The sequence below is a fragment of the Herbiconiux daphne genome (assembly GCF_024979295.1).
Classification (GTDB): domain Bacteria; phylum Actinomycetota; class Actinomycetes; order Actinomycetales; family Microbacteriaceae; genus Herbiconiux; species Herbiconiux daphnes.
The window spans coordinates 745,924-762,514 of record NZ_JANLCJ010000001.1; the positions used below are offsets into that span (position 1 = coordinate 745,924).

The following is a 16,591-nucleotide window of genomic DNA, read 5'->3' on the forward strand; positions in this document are numbered from 1 at the left end:
AGGGAGCCACTGGATCTACAGCTAGAACATCTGCGGCGGCATGGAGATCATCGTTCCGAGGCCGGGCTGAAGTCGTGCCGGATGGCGACAGGGTGTCAGTCGTTGGTCGCCGACGTATGGGAGAGTCCTGGCGCGTATGTTCCTGGGTCTCGGGACGGAAGGATTCTCTGACTCTCCTTGCGACAGGAGGTTCGATCGAGGAAGACGGACCCTTCACGAACTGACCCATTTCCTTGAGCCTTGCCAGCACGACCTTTACGTCCAGCCCGAGTTCGGCCGCTACCTCGTGCACACGTGGCTTTGCCGCCATTGTCGCCCCCAATATTTCTCCGAATCGAAAGGGATGAGTTCGGCCAACTCCGCAGACAGAAGGTCCCCAAGCCGAGCGTAGCTGTGAGCTGTCACGGAGCGGCGGATTGAGCCGGTATCGTCCCCACGCACCAGCGTGGCGATCTCACCGGCTGGAATGACAATGACTACCAGCTACTCATCGATCAGGCGCGTTTCCAACTCAGCCGGCAACGTCAGGATCTCGAGAACGTCCGCTCGCGCGCCCAAGTTCTTTTTTCCACCGCACTCGGGGTGCATGGTCTCACCGGGCTTGTGCTTCCCTCCGCTACAGCAAACCTCCTGGCTGGCTAGCCAGTGCTGTCGCGATCCTGCTCTCAGTCCTTGGCGCAGCAAGCGTCGTCGTCGCTCGTAAAGACCTCGGTGGAGTAGAGACAGTGCTTCTGTCGCAGCAGTATCCACCCATCTTGAAAGTCACTGCCACAAGGTTCGCGCACTCGATCGCAACCGGAGAAAACACGCTTGCCACCGAACTCACGGTCTTCCGATTATCGGTGCTTCCGCTGGTCGGCGGACTTATCGCTCTTGGCCTGACTTACTTCCTGGCCAGCTAGAACCACAACGCAACGCGGCCCTCCGCTTCATCGCGTATGGATGGGCTCTCGGTGGGAGTCGATGCTGAGCATGTAACTGATGAATGCGGAGCTACTGATCAGGAAGAATGTCGCCGTCTTGCGGTCAGCGGTCGAGTCGTAGCGGCCGCCGTGGCGGTTGTCGTCGCTGGTGTAACCGTAGAAGGCGCGCCACGCGTTCCGAAACGCCGGCGGAATCGTGCCCGACTTCTGCAGCTCGCTGAGAGCTGCCCCAAGAGTCGGTCCGTCATCGTCGAGCACAATCCGCGCGGCTCCCTCTGCTGCATTGATGGAGGCTTGGATCGATGACGCCCATTCTTCGTGACGTAGCAACCGGTGGGCTCTCTTGAGTTGTTCTCGTGGGCCCTCATAATCCGCTGCGTTAACTTGGGCTATCTCAACGGCGTCACGCTCTAGGTCGTCCGTGACTGCAAGGAAGATGCCGCCCACGAGGCGGTAGGCAATGTTTCGCCGTTCGGCGACCAAGTTCACTCGTGTGATGAGTAGTGCGGCCGCGGAAGGGTCACGTTCCCTTACGCACTCAACAAGTACCTCGATCACGTCGAAGACCTCCGATAGTTGTCCATCGACGAAAACCAACTCGACAGCGGCCAACAGTTGGCCAGGAGTCTCATCGCTGACCGTGGAGGCCCGAACATCCCACAAGTCGACCCAGAGGCGCCGAACGAAAGGCAGAAGAGTCGGAAGCGGCGGTCGCAGAGCCGACATGATCCCCGTTGCTACCAGAACGCTAGGTGACTCCAGGAGTGCCTTAAGCTGCGGGGAGCCAGCTGGACTGACTGATATCGCAACTTCTGCCTCAACCACATTCCAGAGGGCATCCCGCGTTCGTGGGTCGAGGTCGTCGACCTGCGCCGGGCCCGGGTCCTCAGTGAACCCGGCGCGGTCGGAGAAACGTGCCACGCGTAACCTCTTCTTGGGGATGAGGTAACCGAAGCTACCTTGGCGGGGATGTGGTGCGAATGTAGCAGGATCATCGTGCTCGGAGCCCAGGCGCACTAGCCCACGTCTCAATACTTGACATTCTCGTCGTTCCGGGGAACGGAACCGGTCGTTCTCCGAGGCAGGGCGCGATTCTCGCGACGGATCGATCTCCGAGGTGGTCTCGCAGGTATTGCAATGCCGCGAAGCCCGCTGTGCCTGGACTCGATGTGGATCTATTTTTGATGCCGTCGTTGTCATGGCGGCGGTCTCCGAGAGTGATGTCGACCCTGGGCCGCAATCGTCGCGGTCGCGGAGCATCCGGGATGCCTTCGAATGCCTACGCTTGCTGCCTCGCGAGCTCACCCGCGACGGTGCCCACAGTAAGGCCTCCGTTTAGCGCGGAGGACCACGAGCGGCTTCGCGGCTGTATCGATCGTGGTGGCCAACGCCCCAGGCTTGGTGCGACCGATCGCCGACGGGAGGTTGCTGTGCGGAGAAAGGCAGCCCGGGGAGCATATTCGGCAGGGTCGTCGAGTGATTCCCACCCTGTCGGCCGCAGCCGGGGCGCGTCCGGATCGGCGCGCTCAGGTGGGGGTCATCCTGGCGGGGTCGGTGCCCAATCTCGTGCAGTGGTTCAACCTCTACCTCTACGCCACCTTCGCTCCGTATTTCCGTACCGAGTTCTTCGATCCCGACTCGACCGATTCGCTGATCTACGTCTACGGGCTCTTCGCCTTGACGTTCGTGGTTCGCCCGCTCGGCTCCTGGCTCTTCGGCCGACTCGCCGACACGCGAGGGAGGCAACGGGCGCTCGTGGCGGCGGTCACGATGATGTCGGCCGGATCCGTCGTTCTCGCGCTTGCCCCGACCGAGCGTGCGGTCGGGGCGTGGGCGGCCGTGATCCTCGTGGTCGTGAGTCTGCTGCAGGGCATCGCCACCGGGGGTGAAGTACGCGGCCGCCACGGTGTTGTTGTCGGAGTCGGGTACGCGGGGCCACCGCGGATTCTTCGCCTCGTTCCAGGCCACCACGATCGTCGGCGGTCTCGTGCTCGCTCAGGCCTGCCTTCTGGCGCTGCTGCTGATCAGCGATCGTGTGGGCATTTCGGAGTGGGGGTGGCGGGTCGCATTCGTGGCCGGCGGGGTGGCCGGGCTTGCGTCGCAGTGGTGGGCGCGCGGATTCAAGCGCGGCGCATCCGGGGCCGGCACCGCCTCATCTGCCGGCGCGTCATCCGCCGCCGTCTCCTCCTCGCCGAAGCCGGCGAGGTCAGGCCAGTCTTCGACGATGAAGGCGTTGTTTCGCAACACGTGGCGCCCGATCGTGTAAGTGATCCGCTTTCGGGGTCGTCACTGAGCCGTGACAATACGTCACCGTCGCAGCCGCTCCATGCGCGGTGTTCCTCGTGGATCCACGAGAGCGGGCCGACCCGTGAGTCGGACGGCGTCGGTGCGAGGGCGCCTAATCGGGCCCGCTATTATTAATATGAAGAATCATCAGATTAATGCTATGTTCGGCCGCTACAGGATATGGAGCGGAGGAGCCTTGGAGATGAGACGAAGCGCGGTGGTACTGCTTTGCTCGATGGTGGCGGCCGCGGTACTGGGCGGTACGGGGCCACTTGCCCAGTCTGCCAACGCGGACAACTCCCGACCTGATGCACTCGAGGAGAGGGTCGGTGAATTCTCCCTGAGCCAGCTCGTCGCGTCTGGTGATGCGCAACGCGCTGCCAACGCGGTGGAGGAGTTTGCTTCGCAGAGGTATGTCGATCTCTATTCCGGTGTGTCTCTGACTAATGGAGCAACCCAGGTCGTTGTCTGGTTGACCGAGCGGGATCCACAAATCGAGGCGGAAATCCAAGGTGCTATACCCGCGGCTGAGCTTGAGTTCGAGGTGAGAGAGTCAACGCAGGCTTCACAGCTGTCCGCTCATCAGAAGATTCTCGAAGCGGTAGACGCGCTGAATCAGATCGGCATCGTCGTAGGCGAGTTCGGCCCGGATCCGGTGACTGGCAAAGAGCGCGTGACGGTGCTGGGGGGCACCGATGCACAACTCGCTCAGGTTGAAGAGATGTTCGGGCCAGCTCTGACTGCTGTGTCTGTGCCAGAGACGACTCGCGCGACTCCCGACGCGGCGAGCCGACATGTAGACGCGCCTTCGTGGAACGCCGGAGATTTCATCAGCAATGGATCTGAGGACTGTACGAGCGGTATACCTACTCACAATGCAGCGGGCCAGCAGTTCTTGGTGACCGCGGCACACTGCTTCACCGTTGGCAGCTCCGTATTCAACAAGTCGGCCTCGATCCCGCTCGGGGCGGGAGGGTATCTGGGAACCGTAGTTGCCCGAGACCTCAGGAATAACGCCTTCGACGCGGAACTTGTCAGCGCGCCATCGTCCAACCTCACATTCACGGGTGGGACGTCGACCACGACGAAGGCTGCGTTCGGCGGGGCTGGTGCGCCGGTTGTCGGAGCCCTGGTATGCTCCAGCGGCGCATTCGAGGGAGAGCGCTGCCTGACCATCATCTCGGTGAACAGCTGCTTATCGAACTCGATCACGGGGCTCGGCCGGACTGTCTGTGCCGAGAATTACTATTACGGGTCTCTCGATCAGAGCATCGGCCAAGGTGACAGCGGAGGACCGGTCTACGCGTACGGTTCCGGTGGGGTTCGTGCAATGGGGCTGCACAACCTGCATGATCCTCACTACGAGGTCAGGTGCACCAATTGGTCGCCGCAGACCCATCGGACATGTTCTGGGCACGGATGGTTCGTGTCTATCGGCCCGGTCATGGGCACATGGGGACTCGCCGTCAACTGAAGCGATACGGCCGGCAGTCCAGAAGGCTCGTCCGCGTCGGGCGAAATCGGTGGATAGGGAGAGGTGGATTCTGTGACCATGTGGCTTCGAAAGAAGGTGAGGGCGGCTGCCGGATTCGTTGCGTTGGCGGTGGTCGGCCTCTTGGCAGGGTGCGCGTCGCAGGGCGATTCCTCCGGCGGAACCATCGGCTGGTCGACCTCCGAAACTGCTGCCGCCCCAGAGCCCTCCCTGAACGCAGACGATTACACTCGGGTGGCGAGCTGGCTGCTGTTGTCCTCGAGTCCTGATGCGATGACGCTCACGATCGGCGTGGCGGTGGGCGGCGGCTGCGAGCGGCTCGATCGGGTGGACGTTGTCGAGTCGGAGTCGAGCGTCACCATTAGGCCGATCCTTCTGACCGGCCTCGCTGAGGCGTGCGCGGATTCTTTGACGACCGAGGATCGAGCTGTGTCACTTCACAATCCGCTGGGGGAGCGCACGCTCGTACACGGTAACTAGGCCGAAGTGCCGCATTCTCCATCGCGACGGTGACCATTCCCTTGTTCGCGAGACGTTCTTCGGACCAGACGGCACGTCGGGCGAGCTTGCCGCGACCGGACTCGTGCTCGCCGCCCTCGTCGCGCTGATGCTGATGCAGCCGCTCGGCGGAGCACTGAGCGACCGGATCGGCCGGAAGCCCCTGCTCGTCGCCTTCGGGCGCTGGGCTCCGTGGGCGCCGGTGTGCTGGTGACCGTGGCCGCTCAGGTAACGTCGCCCCCCGGCGGTGCTGGGCACCTCGTTCTCGCGTTCGCGGTTCTGGCGTGCTACCTGTCGGTGAACGGCACCGCCACGGCGGAGGTGTTCCCCGCGCACATCCGAGCGCTCGGCGTCGGTTTCGGCTACGCCGTCGCGAACTCGCTGTTCGAGGGACGGCTCCGTTGATCTATCACGCCACGGTTGGTGGCGGCAGCATTGGGTTCATCGTGTGCCTGACCGTGCTGCTGGAGGGTGAGCTCGGGCTGGGGTGACGCTCACGCCGCCGGCCCGCCCACCCGCTGGGAGCTTGGTCGCAGAGTCGGTGACTACCTCAGCTCGCCAATTTGTGCTGGGCAAGCAGAAGGTGCACCGCCTCACGCAGCAGTTCGGCCTCAGAACGGCCCGTCTCTTCACGCAGCCGCGTGAAGGCGGCGAAGTCCTCCTCGGAGACGCGAGCGCGCACCGTTGGAGACGGTCCCGGCTTTCTGGTGCCGAGTTTGGGCCTGCCCGGTCGCATAGCGGCCTTGAGCGCATCCTCGGAACCGTACTCCCGCAGCAGAAAGGCCCGGCCATGAGCAGCCGCGTCTTCGCCGTACAGCTCTTTGTGGGCTCCCGTGTGCACGTCGGTGTCGGTGAGCCGGGCAGCCAGGGCTTCGTAGTCGATCTCATCTCCAGCCATCGGGATTCTCCAATCGGAACCGTCGGTACTTAGGGCCCAGGGGCATGGCGTGAAAAATCGATGCCTCTTTGCCGGAATCAGGATGCTCGTGCACGAGGATCTCCAGTTCGCGATCGGTCTGCGCGTGAGCTGGTCCGATGTAGATCACGATGCGTCCTTCTGGCACCTGCCCGTCGAGAATGCGTACGTAGCTGGCATGGAGAATCGCGTGAATCTGATCATGGCGGGGCACCCCATGTTTCTCGCTTGACGGCTCCCAACGCGGGGTCATCGATTGATGGCTAACTGTAGCCGCATTATGTGGTCACGTAAAGTCTCGGGTCGCAAGGGGTTCTGCGGCGCAGTCGTCTGATGAAACTTCATGCCTACGAGCCTAGTAAAATAAGTGACTATTCCTAATGTTCGCTCCCCGCACGCCGGTGGGGCAGTGCATGGCGGCGAAGGGGCGGTCAGGAATCGACATCCTGGCATCTCGGTGCTGATCCCCCGATGGCTGATTGCTGATTTCCCGGTGGCTATTCGCCGCTTCCCCAGTGTGTCTTCCCGAATCTCGAGCCGTTGGCCTCGAAGACGCGAGCGCGCACTGTTGGAGAAAATCCCGGCTTTCTGGTGCCTAGTTCGGGCGTGCCTGGTCGCAACGCCGCCTGGAGTGCTTCCTCGGAGCCGCACTCCCGTAGCAGGAAGGCCCGGCCATGAGCGGCCGCCTCATCGCCATGAAGTTCCCGGTGGGCTCTCGTTCCACTTCGGGTGGGTGAGCCGGCGGCCAAGGCCTCGTAATCTATCTCATCTGCTGCCATCGGGATTCTCCTTTCGGTATCGTCGATAATTGGGGCCCATTGGCCTGGCAGTGGGCATGTGCTCATCCCAGCCGGGTACGCGAACGGTCGGGATGTCGAGGGAGCGCCAGAGAGCGATGACGATGGGGTTGTCGTCGATCGCGAGGACGGGGTCGACGTCGTACAGGCGCCTCATTCGGATGAGGAGGTCGCGCTTCACGTCGTCGTCGCGGCGGTTGTCGTGGTCGGCGCGCATGCCGAGCGCAAATGACCGTCAAGCATTGGCGTGACTCGGCGTGATGGCGAGATATCTGTGCTCTTCAGCTGTCCGGCCTGGTCGGCCTGGTCGAGACGCGTTTGACTGGGGAGAGAAAGCGGTTGCGTGGCTGCACCATCGTCGTCCTCCCCGGTGATGACCAACGGATGAACGGATTGTGGGCACTCACACCGAAGGTCGCAGGGCGTTGTGACCCGAACCAGAGTTCGGCCGGGACCATAGGCGTCTGGCGTTCCGTGCGGGATTCTCGGAAACGACAGCGAACGGACGCGGGGCAACGACGCTCGACACGGAATGGGGGAATAAGAGCGTGCCAGCACAGACATCAGATGACGAGCTCGACGAGCAGCCGACGAGCCGCGATGCGGACTACCTCGGCGGACTGCAGAACAGCATTCCGCGGGTCAACTGGGAGCTTCTGCAGGCGTTGACCTCGGGACTCAATCACAGCGATCCGACGTTGGCATCGCGCATGGCCCAGACGATCCGAGCCGAGGTGCCCTTCTACCGGCTGAAGAGATCGGTGTCGCAGGCGTCACTGGCCGCGTCGACGGCGGCGCACGTGGATTCCCTGCTGAGCCTGGACGAGTCGACCGACCTCAAGCTCAGCGCGTCTCGCGAACTCGGAGTCGATCGCGCGAAGGAGGGTGTGCCGCTCGAGCATGTCGTCGATGCGATGAGGTGCGGGTCGAAGTTTCTGTGGAACGAGATCGTGCGACATGCGCGAGCACTCGGGACGGTCTCCGAAGGGGACCTGGTCGACGTGGCCTCCGAGATCTGGTTGATGCACGACGCCTACACGAATGCACTGGAGAACGGTTACCGATTTGAGCAGACCCGCCGGCTGCTGAGCGAGCAGCAATCGCGGTCCGGCCTGCTGTACGGCCTGCTCGACGCCCGCGAAGCCGGGAATCCCACCGAGACCCTCGACCGCCTCGGCTTTCCGCGCGGCAGTCACCTGACTGTCGTCGCCGCTGACGCACTTCACGACCGATCGACCTGGCTGGCATCCGTGGAGGCCCAGCTGGCGGAACTGGGTGCGGTCTCGGCATGGGTGATGGTCTCAACGGTCCAGCTGGGCATCATCGGCAGCCATGAGGCCGGGCTCGTTCCGGTCGTGCAGGCGCTGCTGTCCGGCACCCGGTCGACGGCCGGGCTCAGCCCGCGATTCGACGATGCCGGGCGGATCCCGCTGATGGTGCGACTGGCACGCACCGCATTGGCCGCAACGCCATCCGGAACCATCACCGCGTTCGACGATGTCCCGGTGGCCATGTCGGCAGCGGCGTCCCTGGACGTCAGCCAGGTCGTCACCGATCATGTGCTCGGGCAGGTTCTGGCTACAAGCGAACTCGAGAGAAGAGCGCTTCTCGAAACCCTGGAGGCATGGTTCGAGCACGGCGGATCGGCGGCCGAAGCCGCCCCGGGACTGTTCGTGCACCCGAACACGGTGCGCAACCGCATCCAGCGAATCGAAGAGCTGACCGGGCGCCGGCTTTCGCGCCCCAAAGACGCCGCCGAGGTCTATCTCGCCCTCTGTGGCTACACCCAGAACCGAACGTGAGGAGACATTCCATGACCACAACGGACACCATCCCGGACACCGCCCGAAGCCCCATCGAGTCAGTCGCACGAGCTGTCGGTGGCGCTTGGTGGGTGCCGCTCATCGCCGGAATCGCCTGGATCACCGTCGGATTCGTCGTACTCCGCTTCGACCGTTCGACCATCGAAGTCGTCTCGATCGTCTTCGGCGTGATGGTGCTGCTGGCGGCGGCCGGAGAAGTCCTCCGGGCGGTCGTCACACCGGGAGGCTGGCGGGTCTGGCACGTCGTCTTCGCCGTGCTGCTCGTCGTGGGGGCGATCGTCATCTTCATCCGGCCGGGTGACGCGTTCGTGTCGCTCGCCCTGGTGACGGGTTTCTACTTCGTCTTCGCCGGAACCTTCGATGTCGTCACCAGCCTGTTCAGCACCGCGATTCCCGGTTGGTGGCTGCAGCTTGTCTCGGGCATCGCCCAGATCGTCCTCGGATTCCTCGCCTCCGCCTCCTTCGACGCGAGCGTCGTGGTGCTGGTCACCTACGTCAGCATCACGGCGATCTTCCGGGGAGTTGCCGAGATCGCCGCAGCGTTCACGGTGCGATCAGTGCGAACCACCGCCATGACCCTGACCTCCCATTGACCATCCCGTTCCCCACCGCGAAAGGAAGAATCCATGCCACTCTCCGACCAGCTCAGCGCCCTCAGCGTCCAGGCCAAGAACCTCGAGGACTCAGCAGCCGACCTGCACACGAAGAACTCTGCCAAAGTCCACGAACGACTCACCGAACTGCGCGGCTCGCTCGACCAGGCGCAGAGCGAACTCTCCGCGCAGGCGAGTGCCGATGCCGACTCGTTGGCCCTCGGATGGGCGGACCTCCAGAAGTCCGTCGCCGACGGGTTCGCATCTCTCAAGGCGGATGCCGCGGCGAGGAAGGCGAACCGGAAGGCCGACCGAGCCGACCGGGCTGCGGACAACGCGGAGCTCGACGCCGAAGATGCGATCGACTTCGCCGTCTACGCCCTGCAGGAGGCCGAGTACTACGTGCTCGCCGCGGCCGACGCGCGACTGGCCGCCGACGAGGCGAAGTCTGCCGAACGTCCTGAGCCGACCAGCGCCCGGCTGGCGACATCCATCACCACTTCAGATCTTTAGATAGGAGAACACCCATGTCAGTCGAACACATTGTCTTGGTCCACGGGGCATTCGCGGATGGATCCTGCTGGTCCAAGGTCATCCCCTTGCTGAAAGCGCGCGGCTTCCACGCGATCGCCGTGCAGAATCCGCTCAGCTCGCTGGCTGATGACGTCGCCGCCGTGCACCGCGTGATCGAGCAGATGGACGGCCGGGTGCTTCTCGTCGGCCATTCCTGGGGCGGCGCCGTCATCACCGAAGCCGGCAACCACAGCGCAGTCGAGGGCCTGGTCTACGTCGCCGCCGGTGCGCCCGACAGCGGCTCGTCGTTCAACCAGTGGTGGGCCGACTACGACCCGGCGCCAGGAGCCGCCGAGATCAAGCCCTACGGGGAAGGGTACGTCGCGCTCACGCCGAAGGGCGTGCGCGAAGACTTCGCGCAGGACCTCCCTGCGGGCGAGACCGACGTCATCTACGCCACACAAGGCCCTCTGGCAGCGCGGTGCTTCGACGACACGATCTCTACCGCAGCCTGGAGGGTGAAGCCGAGCTGGTACATCGTCGCCGAGCACGACCGCACCATCCCGCCCGCCGTCGAGAAGGACTCTGCCGCCCGCATGAGCGCGCACACTCTCACTCTGGAGAGCAGCCATGTCCCGATGCTCTCCCACCCGGAAGAAGTCGCCGCCTTCATCTCGGAAGCGGCGGCCGCGGTCTGACCGCCGCAACGCCGACGCCCCCTCCCAGCCACTTTCTTTCTCCTGGAAAGGAACACCGTGACGACGACCCAGGTTTCACCGATCGTCCTGCCGTTGCAAGCAGCTCGCTCGATCATCGACGCCGGAATCGACAAGGCGACCGAACTCGGAATCCCGTACACGCTCGCCGTACTCGATGGCTCGGGCAATCTCGTCGCCCACGCCCGGATGGACGGCGCTGCATTGGCCTCGATCGACACGTCGATCGCGAAGGCACGCACCTCCGCCTACTTCGGCGCGGCCACCGCCGATCTGCAGGCCGGCGTCCAACCCGGCGCACCCCTGTTCACCATCCAGACATCCACCGCCGCAGCACTCGCCTTCGTCGCGGGAGCGGTGCCGATCACCGACGCCGACGGAGTCGTGATCGGGGCGGTGGGCGCAGGAGGCGGAACCCCCGACCAGGACCACGTTGTGGCACTCGCCGCGAAGAGTGCGGTCTGAGACGCCCCGTGATGCCCTCACTGCGAACCGAGCTGACCCTCGATTTCCCGTGCACGGGGGTGAGTTCGAGCCCCGGTGGCCGGCTGTTCATTGTGCAGCCTCGGATCGATGGCACGCCGGGCCCTCAGATCTCAGAGATCGTGGAGGGATCACCGACTCCGTTCCCCGACGAGGAGTGGAACTCCTGGGAGCCGGGAAAGGATGCCGCGACGCATTTCGTGCGCGCCAACGCGCAACGCGTCGGGCCCGACGGGGCGCTCTGGGTCGTCGACGTGGGTGGCCCAGGGCTCGGGGGCACCCCCGTGAAGGGCGGTCCGAAGCTGGTGAAGATCAGCCTGGGCTCGAATGTCGTCGAGCGCGTCTACCTTCTCGACGACGTCACTTCTCCTCGAAGCGGGATCGACGATGTGCGCTTCAACGCGACGACCGCCTACCTGACCGACGCCGGAGATCCCGGACTGATCGTCCTCGATCTCGCGACCGGCGCAGCCCGCAGGGCACTCGATGGAGACGTCACGACCACGGCCGGCGAGGCCGTTTCGGCCGAAGGTGCCGTGCTGCGTGACGTCGATGGCGCCGAGGTCCTGCTGCACGCTGACCAGCTCGAGGTGTCGCCCGATGGCTCCGTGCTCTACTTCCAGGCGTGCTGCGGCCCCCTCTGGGCGGTGCCCACGAAAGCCATCGACGACTCTGAGCTGAAGGATGCGGACCTCGCGAAGCTGGTGGTCCTTCACGCGCAGACCACATCCACCGGAGGCACGGCGATAGGCGCCGACGGCACGATCTTCATCAGCGATACCAACGCCCGGGCGATCTGGACCATCGCACCGACCGGCGAGCGGACGCTCCTCATCCAGGACGATCGTCTGCTCTGGGTCGACGCGATGTGGATCGACGCCGCAAACCGCCTCTGGCTGCCCGCGGCCGAACTCAACCGGATGACGATCTTCTCCGGGGCACCCGCCCCGCTCGAGTCGCGGCTCCACGTGTATTCGATCGATGTCGGCGTCGGACCAGCGAACAACGACCATCTCTGAGAGACAGGATCGCCCTGTGAAATCGATCGCCTATTTCGAACCCGGCTCCGTCGACGTTCTCCAGCTGATAGAGCGGCCTGTGCCCGACCCCGGCCCGGGGGAGGTCCGCATTCGCGTGATCGTCGCGGGGGTCAACCCCACCGACATCGATGCGCGGCGGAACGGGCGTGGGGAGCGCTTCAGCGAGCCCCACGTACCCGGTCAAGACGGAGCGGGCATCATCGATGCGGTCGGCGAGGGGGTCGATCGTCTCCATCCGGGCGATCGGGTCTGGCTCTGGGATGCTGCGTGGCGGCGATCCGAGGGCACAGCCCAGGAATACGTCGTCGTTCCCGCCATACATGTGGTCGCGCTTCCCGACCATGTCGGCTTCGAGATCGGAGCCTCCCTCGGGATCCCCGCACTGACGGCCCATCGCACTCTCACATCGTTCGCGGGCGGTCCGTCCGAACTCCGCCAGGGATCGCTCGAGGGGCGCGCGGTGCTCGTCGCGGGCGGTGCGGGAGCGGTCGGGCACGCGGCGATCCAGCTTGCGGTGTGGGCGGGAGCAGAAGTCATCACGACCGTGAGTGATGAGACGAAGGCGGCACTGGCGCGAGCTGCCGGAGCTCATCACGTGGTCGACTACCGCCACACCGATGCTGCGACAGAGATAAGGCGCGCCATTCCGCGCGGCCCCCAGATCGTCGTGGAGGTGAATGCCCGCGTCAACCTCCCTATGGACGTCTCCGTGATCGCTCCCAATGGAGGCATCTCCATCTACACGCCCGGAGGGGACAGCATCGTGGTCCCTTCGCGCAGCGCCATGACCAAGAACATCCAGATGTCGTTCGTGCTCACCTACACAACCACTGCAGCCGAGAAGCAGGCAGCCGTTCGATCGGTGAATGCCGCGGTCGCATCCGGTGCACTCGGCGTCGGTGAGGAAGCCGGGCTTCCCATCACTCGATTCCCTCTCGCAGAGACCGCCGCGGCACACGCGGCCGTCGAGAATCACGCGGTGGGGAAGGTTCTCATCGATGTGGCGGATGAACGTTGACGCAATAGGGTTCCGCGGCCGCCGCCCGGTGGGCGCGTGCCTTGGTCTCATCGACGAGGATATGCTCTCTGCCCAGATCGGCTCGCCAACTTGCGCTGAGCGATCAGAAGATGCCTTGCCTTGCGCAGCAGCTCGGCCTCCGTGCGGCCTGCCTCGTCGCGCAGCCGCGTGAACGCTGCGAAGTCATCGTCGGAAGCGCGAGCGCGGACCATGAGAGACGGCCCTGGCTTTTTTCGGCTCAGCGGAAGTCGCCGACCTGCCTCTCGACCGGAACGGTGCCCTCGACCACGACATCGCCGGTGTGTGCGGTCGTGACGGTCTCGATGAGCACGATCTCGACCTCCTCGTCGGCGACGGGATTGTGCTGAACCCCTCGAGGAACCACGTAGAACTGACCTGGCGTCAGCACGACCCTTCGTCACCCGGCAGCTGGATGCGGAGACGGCCGGAGACGACGAGGAACATCTCGTCCTCGGCGTCGTGTCCGTGCCACACCAGCTCACCGAGCAGCTTCGCGACGTTCACGTACTGGTCGTTCACCCGCCCGACGACCCGTGGGGTCCAGTGAGCCGTGACCTGGCGGAGTTCGGCGGCGACGTCGATTGCAGGAAGAGCGGTCATGGTTCCATCGTCGGCCTTGGGGCGCAGGGTCCACAGGTCGAGGGCGCCAGCGATGGAGGCCCTTCGTAGTAGGACGTGCACAGCGAGACGGTACCGTCGATGGGTCGGCTAGAATTATGGTGTTCAAGACATTTTAATTGAGAGCCTGGGGAGGTGACCTACGTGACAAATGCATCCACGTTGATTCGCGCCGCCCGTAGGAGTCGCCGGCTCACCCAGGAGCAACTCGCCGATCGCGCTCAGATCGACCAGGGGAGCGTTTCGCGTTCTGAACGGGGTCGCGACGCAGGTTTCAGCACGATCGATCGGCTACTCGCCGGCGCGGGCCATCGGCTCTACTCGGCCCCCACTCGTCGGGACGATGCCGCGACGGCGGCCGCGGAGATTCGTAAGCAGCTCGGAGAGAGCGATAAGGATCGCGCTTTGCGCGCCTTGCTGCAGCTCAACGACAACCTTCTCGCCGAGCACGGCCTCGTTCGAGGGATCCTTGGCCTCGCCGAGCCTGAGTCGACCGGTGACCCGGTCTGGGATGCCGCGATCGCAGCACTCGTGGCGTGGCGGCTGGATGCGGAGGGCATCCCGCTGCCGGCCTGGGTCGACCAGCCAGGGCGCTTTCTGGCAAAACCGCGGACGCTTGAGGTGGATCCCGCAGACCCGGTGCCGCCGCGTTCCGAGGTGCCCGATGAGTTCGCCGAGCGGGGCGTACTCGCCTGGCGTGACACCTTCGCTAGCGTCTGACCATGCCCGGCGCTCTGGACCGCGACGACATCATCGCGGGCCTGCGCGAGCTCATCGCCGAGCTCCGTGCGGGCGATCAGTGGCGGGCATCCGACTCGTGGGCGGGGCTGCACTGGCCCTGCGTTACTTCGATCGCGGGACTACGCAAGATCTCGACTCACTCCACGTTCGCCCCGGCAGTGACGAAGAAGTGGCGGCTGCCGCCGCGCGGGTCGCCGAGCGACACGACTGGGACCAGGCCTGGCTGAACTTCGAAGTCACCGGAGCTGATGCACTCCCGACGCTTGGGCGCGAAGTCGAATGGGAGACGATCTACGACCAGGACGGCATCCTCATCCAGGTGGCTTCCAAGGAGGCTCTGCTCGCTATGAAGCTGCGGGCCAACCGGCCTGGCCGTGATACCGGTGACATCCGTCGCCCTCTCGGGCTGTGTCACGTGCATACCCTCGAGGCTTGCGAGGACTTCTATGAGGAGTTCTATCCTGGCGACAGTCTCGCTCCACGCGCGGTGAGCATCGTCGCGGCGATCCTCGCCGAGGGCCCGCCCCACGTGCCCGAGACGCCGGAGCGGTTTGCGTTGTGATTGCGAACGATGAGGGCGCGCGTTTCGATGAGGTGCCATACAAATGTGCTCTTGCCGACTTGACGGGCGCCGCCGATCACCGTGATCGGGTTGTCGGCAAGTGTCTCCATCGCAAGCGCCGAGATGTTGCGGGGGAGAAGCTCGGCGTCTGATCGTGCGGCGGTTGGGCCTCGTCGCCGATTTCACCGGGCTGTGTCGCGTATTCAGGTGCTCGAGGGAGGAGAGTGCGGAAAGAACGCGGTCGTTCGAAAGCGCCGCGACATTTCGCTTGGGTTGGTGTGCGTCAGCAAATCGCAGCCGTTCCTCATCGAACTGCGTCACTAATCGGAGCGAGTAGAGGTCGGCTCCTCTCGGGTATACGAGACGCTTGGAGTGGGTGCCCTGCAGTTGGATGAGCCGTCTGGTGTCCAGATCTGCGCCGGAACGTTCAGCATCCCTCGGAGCGTCCGCGACGCGGGAGATGTCTGTGCCAGGGTCATCGACGAGATCGGCAATGGTGCTGCAATCTCATGCCAAAACGCAACATATGAAGTATGGCTGCGTCACGGCACGAACATAAATGGCGCTAGTGAGATTGTAGTACGGCCCAGGCGATGAGGCTGTCGAGGCGGCGTACATCTGCGCCCTTCGAGAGCTTGACCTTGATGTGGCCTGCTCGTGTCCAGAGTTCGATTTCGGAGTTGAAGTCGAGTTTGCCGGCGTTCTCGGAGGACCACATGTTGATGGATGAGTAAGGAAGGGAATAGATCTCGACCTTCTTGCCCGTGATTCCCTGGGCGTCTCTGACGATGAGCCGCTTGGTGGTGAAGACGGCGGAGTCTCGGAAGGTTTTGAATGCGGCGATGGCTTGTTCGCCGTCGAGGAGAAGTGGGGTCACATCGGGTGGGATGGGAATCTCGTTTTGAAGGGTCCAGGTCATAAGTGCGGCGGCTTCCATCGCGCTAGTCTCGCAGATCGACGACTGTCGAAGGGTCGGCAGGGGCGGAGCTATGATCGATGCCATAGCTTCGGGGGTGATCATGGGCGATGTAGCCACGCGAATTTGCGCTTCCCTAATCATTGCCGCAGGTGCGATTCTCCTTTCGTCGTGTTCGACGCCGGATGTCACACCCGCCGCGGTCGATAAATACACGCAGACCTGGACCGCTTCGTACTCCGAGACGACTTGCGATGACTGGCTGAACGTCATGACTCCTGCTCAACAGTTTGCAGGAGCAGCGGATATTCTCACGGCGGCTAGAAACAAGATTGACGGCGGAACAGGATTGCCGAGCGATTCGCTCATCGATGAGTTCGCGGAGGGGATCAACAACGTCTGCGTGATCCCGACGATGACCCTGACGGACGCCACATATGGTCTCTACACGACCGAGCCCCGGTTTCACCCGTGAAGGGTTCCGCCTCGTCTGGGCGCAGCTCATGCGGCTCACAACGAAGTCGGCGAGGCTGGGCGAGCTGGCGTCACGGGCGGGCTGGGCTTCGCTCCAGATATCAATCATCTGTCGACAAACGGCTGCCGCGTAGGGGCTTGCAAGTCGAAGGGTCAACGAA

The 16,591-nt window shown here is 64.0% G+C and carries 22 protein-coding genes and 2 pseudogenes; 15 read left to right on the plus strand and 9 right to left on the minus strand.

Annotation, left to right across the window (positions count from 1 at the left end; all coding sequences use genetic code 11):
• Window positions 1–166: 166 nt before the first annotated feature.
• Window positions 167–310 (minus strand): annotated as a pseudogene (locus tag N1032_RS03820) (translation initiation factor IF-2 N-terminal domain-containing protein); the annotation flags it as partial.
• Window positions 311–929: 619 nt separating this feature from the next.
• Window positions 930–1,844, minus strand: coding sequence for an AbiJ-NTD4 domain-containing protein (locus tag N1032_RS03825; RefSeq protein ID WP_259537537.1), 915 nt, complete (start codon window positions 1,842–1,844; stop codon window positions 930–932).
• 645 nt (window positions 1,845–2,489) lie between these two features.
• Between N1032_RS03825 and N1032_RS28380 the strand changes: the two are divergent.
• From N1032_RS28380 to N1032_RS03840, 3 genes and pseudogenes are all read left to right on the plus strand, one after another.
• Window positions 2,490–2,744, plus strand: a pseudogene (locus tag N1032_RS28380) (MFS transporter); the annotation flags it as partial.
• A 64-nt stretch (window positions 2,745–2,808) separates the two neighbouring features.
• Window positions 2,809–3,189, plus strand: a complete 381-nt coding sequence (locus N1032_RS03835; RefSeq protein ID WP_259537539.1) for a hypothetical protein — start codon at window positions 2,809–2,811, stop codon at window positions 3,187–3,189.
• A 180-nt stretch (window positions 3,190–3,369) separates the two neighbouring features.
• Window positions 3,370–4,683 (plus strand): S1 family peptidase, encoded by a 1,314-nt coding sequence (locus N1032_RS03840; RefSeq protein WP_259537540.1) that lies wholly within the window; start codon window positions 3,370–3,372, stop codon window positions 4,681–4,683.
• A gap of 242 nt (window positions 4,684–4,925) precedes the next feature.
• Here N1032_RS03840 and N1032_RS03845 read toward each other — a convergent pair whose 3' ends face one another.
• A complete protein-coding gene (locus N1032_RS03845) occupies window positions 4,926–5,063 on the minus strand; it encodes a hypothetical protein (protein ID WP_259537541.1) in 138 nt (45 codons plus the stop codon).
• A 352-nt stretch (window positions 5,064–5,415) separates the two neighbouring features.
• On the opposite strand from N1032_RS03845, the gene N1032_RS03850 reads away from it, so the two are divergent.
• A complete protein-coding gene (locus N1032_RS03850) occupies window positions 5,416–5,604 on the plus strand; it encodes a hypothetical protein (protein WP_259537542.1) in 189 nt (62 codons plus the stop codon).
• Window positions 5,605–5,749: 145 nt separating this feature from the next.
• Here the strand turns inward: N1032_RS03850 and N1032_RS03855 are convergent, their stop codons facing one another.
• The 3 genes from N1032_RS03855 to N1032_RS03865 form a co-directional block, all read right to left on the minus strand.
• On the minus strand, window positions 5,750–6,097 hold the full coding sequence (locus tag N1032_RS03855; protein WP_259537545.1) for a ribbon-helix-helix protein, CopG family: 348 nt from the start codon (window positions 6,095–6,097) through the stop codon (window positions 5,750–5,752).
• Window positions 6,084–6,368, minus strand: coding sequence for a hypothetical protein (locus N1032_RS03860; protein ID WP_259537546.1), 285 nt, complete (start codon window positions 6,366–6,368; stop codon window positions 6,084–6,086). Before N1032_RS03860 ends, N1032_RS03855 begins: the two co-directional genes overlap by 14 nt.
• 512 nt (window positions 6,369–6,880) lie before the next feature.
• Window positions 6,881–7,129 (minus strand): phosphatase domain-containing protein, encoded by a 249-nt coding sequence (locus tag N1032_RS03865; protein WP_259537547.1) that lies wholly within the window; start codon window positions 7,127–7,129, stop codon window positions 6,881–6,883.
• A 331-nt stretch (window positions 7,130–7,460) separates the two neighbouring features.
• Between N1032_RS03865 and N1032_RS03870 the strand changes: the two genes are divergently transcribed.
• The 7 genes from N1032_RS03870 to N1032_RS03900 are packed head-to-tail and all read left to right on the plus strand — an operon-like array spanning window position 7,461 to window position 13,098.
• On the plus strand, window positions 7,461–8,714 hold the full coding sequence (locus N1032_RS03870) for a PucR family transcriptional regulator (RefSeq protein ID WP_259537548.1): 1,254 nt from the start codon (window positions 7,461–7,463) through the stop codon (window positions 8,712–8,714).
• A gap of 11 nt (window positions 8,715–8,725) precedes the next feature.
• Window positions 8,726–9,328 carry an HdeD family acid-resistance protein gene (locus N1032_RS03875; RefSeq protein ID WP_259537549.1) on the plus strand — a complete coding sequence of 201 codons (603 nt, stop codon included), beginning with the start codon at window positions 8,726–8,728 and terminating at the stop codon, window positions 9,326–9,328.
• A 33-nt stretch (window positions 9,329–9,361) separates the two neighbouring features.
• Complete coding sequence (locus N1032_RS03880) at window positions 9,362–9,841, plus strand: hypothetical protein (protein WP_259537550.1); 480 nt, start codon at window positions 9,362–9,364, stop codon at window positions 9,839–9,841.
• A 14-nt stretch (window positions 9,842–9,855) separates the two neighbouring features.
• Window positions 9,856–10,539 carry an alpha/beta fold hydrolase gene (locus N1032_RS03885; RefSeq protein ID WP_259537551.1) on the plus strand — a complete coding sequence of 228 codons (684 nt, stop codon included), beginning with the start codon at window positions 9,856–9,858 and terminating at the stop codon, window positions 10,537–10,539.
• Window positions 10,540–10,596: 57 nt separating this feature from the next.
• On the plus strand, window positions 10,597–11,022 hold the full coding sequence (locus tag N1032_RS03890; RefSeq protein ID WP_259537553.1) for a GlcG/HbpS family heme-binding protein: 426 nt from the start codon (window positions 10,597–10,599) through the stop codon (window positions 11,020–11,022).
• Between the two features lie 11 nt (window positions 11,023–11,033).
• On the plus strand, window positions 11,034–12,059 hold the full coding sequence (locus tag N1032_RS03895; RefSeq protein WP_259537554.1) for a major royal jelly family protein: 1,026 nt from the start codon (window positions 11,034–11,036) through the stop codon (window positions 12,057–12,059).
• A 16-nt stretch (window positions 12,060–12,075) separates the two neighbouring features.
• A complete protein-coding gene (locus tag N1032_RS03900) occupies window positions 12,076–13,098 on the plus strand; it encodes an NADPH:quinone reductase (protein ID WP_259537555.1) in 1,023 nt (340 codons plus the stop codon).
• Between the two features lie 238 nt (window positions 13,099–13,336).
• Here the strand turns inward: N1032_RS03900 and N1032_RS03905 are convergent, their stop codons facing one another.
• A complete protein-coding gene (locus N1032_RS03905) occupies window positions 13,337–13,507 on the minus strand; it encodes a cupin domain-containing protein (RefSeq protein WP_259537556.1) in 171 nt (56 codons plus the stop codon).
• Complete coding sequence (locus N1032_RS03910; protein WP_259537558.1) at window positions 13,501–13,800, minus strand: cupin domain-containing protein; 300 nt, start codon at window positions 13,798–13,800, stop codon at window positions 13,501–13,503. Before N1032_RS03910 ends, N1032_RS03905 begins: the two co-directional genes overlap by 7 nt.
• A gap of 72 nt (window positions 13,801–13,872) precedes the next feature.
• On the opposite strand from N1032_RS03910, the gene N1032_RS03915 reads away from it, so the two are divergent.
• From N1032_RS03915 to N1032_RS03925, 3 genes are read left to right on the plus strand one after another with little or no spacing between them, the layout of a single operon-like run.
• Window positions 13,873–14,457: a helix-turn-helix domain-containing protein gene (locus tag N1032_RS03915; RefSeq protein WP_259537559.1), complete on the plus strand. Its 585-nt coding sequence runs from the start codon at window positions 13,873–13,875 to the stop codon at window positions 14,455–14,457.
• Window positions 14,458–14,459: 2 nt separating this feature from the next.
• Window positions 14,460–14,705 carry a hypothetical protein gene (locus N1032_RS03920; RefSeq protein ID WP_259537560.1) on the plus strand — a complete coding sequence of 82 codons (246 nt, stop codon included), beginning with the start codon at window positions 14,460–14,462 and terminating at the stop codon, window positions 14,703–14,705.
• Window positions 14,648–15,040, plus strand: a complete 393-nt coding sequence (locus N1032_RS03925) for a hypothetical protein (RefSeq protein WP_259537561.1) — start codon at window positions 14,648–14,650, stop codon at window positions 15,038–15,040. Before N1032_RS03920 ends, N1032_RS03925 begins: the two co-directional genes overlap by 58 nt.
• Before the next feature lie 565 nt (window positions 15,041–15,605).
• On the opposite strand, the gene N1032_RS03930 is transcribed toward N1032_RS03925, so the two are convergent.
• On the minus strand, window positions 15,606–15,977 hold the full coding sequence (locus N1032_RS03930; RefSeq protein ID WP_259537562.1) for a PH domain-containing protein: 372 nt from the start codon (window positions 15,975–15,977) through the stop codon (window positions 15,606–15,608).
• A 52-nt stretch (window positions 15,978–16,029) separates the two neighbouring features.
• On the opposite strand from N1032_RS03930, the gene N1032_RS03935 reads away from it, so the two are divergent.
• Window positions 16,030–16,431 carry a hypothetical protein gene (locus N1032_RS03935; RefSeq protein WP_259537563.1) on the plus strand — a complete coding sequence of 134 codons (402 nt, stop codon included), beginning with the start codon at window positions 16,030–16,032 and terminating at the stop codon, window positions 16,429–16,431.
• The last annotated feature ends 160 nt before the right edge of the window (window positions 16,432–16,591 follow it).

Coding starts and splice junctions, on each gene's coding strand:
- N1032_RS03840 (WP_259537540.1), top strand. CDS start 3,370: ATGTTCGGCCGCTACAGGATATGGAGCGGAGGAGCCTTGGAGATGAGA.
- N1032_RS03845 (WP_259537541.1), bottom strand. CDS start 5,063: ATGGTGACGCTCGACTCCGACTCGACAACGTCCACCCGATCGAGCCGC.
- N1032_RS03855 (WP_259537545.1), bottom strand. CDS start 6,097: ATGGCTGGAGATGAGATCGACTACGAAGCCCTGGCTGCCCGGCTCACC.
- N1032_RS03860 (WP_259537546.1), bottom strand. CDS start 6,368: ATGACCCCGCGTTGGGAGCCGTCAAGCGAGAAACATGGGGTGCCCCGC.
- N1032_RS03865 (WP_259537547.1), bottom strand. CDS start 7,129: ATGCGCGCCGACCACGACAACCGCCGCGACGACGACGTGAAGCGCGAC.
- N1032_RS03875 (WP_259537549.1), top strand. CDS start 8,726: ATGACCACAACGGACACCATCCCGGACACCGCCCGAAGCCCCATCGAG.
- N1032_RS03880 (WP_259537550.1), top strand. CDS start 9,362: ATGCCACTCTCCGACCAGCTCAGCGCCCTCAGCGTCCAGGCCAAGAAC.
- N1032_RS03885 (WP_259537551.1), top strand. CDS start 9,856: ATGTCAGTCGAACACATTGTCTTGGTCCACGGGGCATTCGCGGATGGA.
- N1032_RS03895 (WP_259537554.1), top strand. CDS start 11,034: ATGCCCTCACTGCGAACCGAGCTGACCCTCGATTTCCCGTGCACGGGG.
- N1032_RS03920 (WP_259537560.1), top strand. CDS start 14,460: ATGCCCGGCGCTCTGGACCGCGACGACATCATCGCGGGCCTGCGCGAG.
- N1032_RS03930 (WP_259537562.1), bottom strand. CDS start 15,977: ATGGAAGCCGCCGCACTTATGACCTGGACCCTTCAAAACGAGATTCCC.
- N1032_RS03935 (WP_259537563.1), top strand. CDS start 16,030: ATGATCGATGCCATAGCTTCGGGGGTGATCATGGGCGATGTAGCCACG.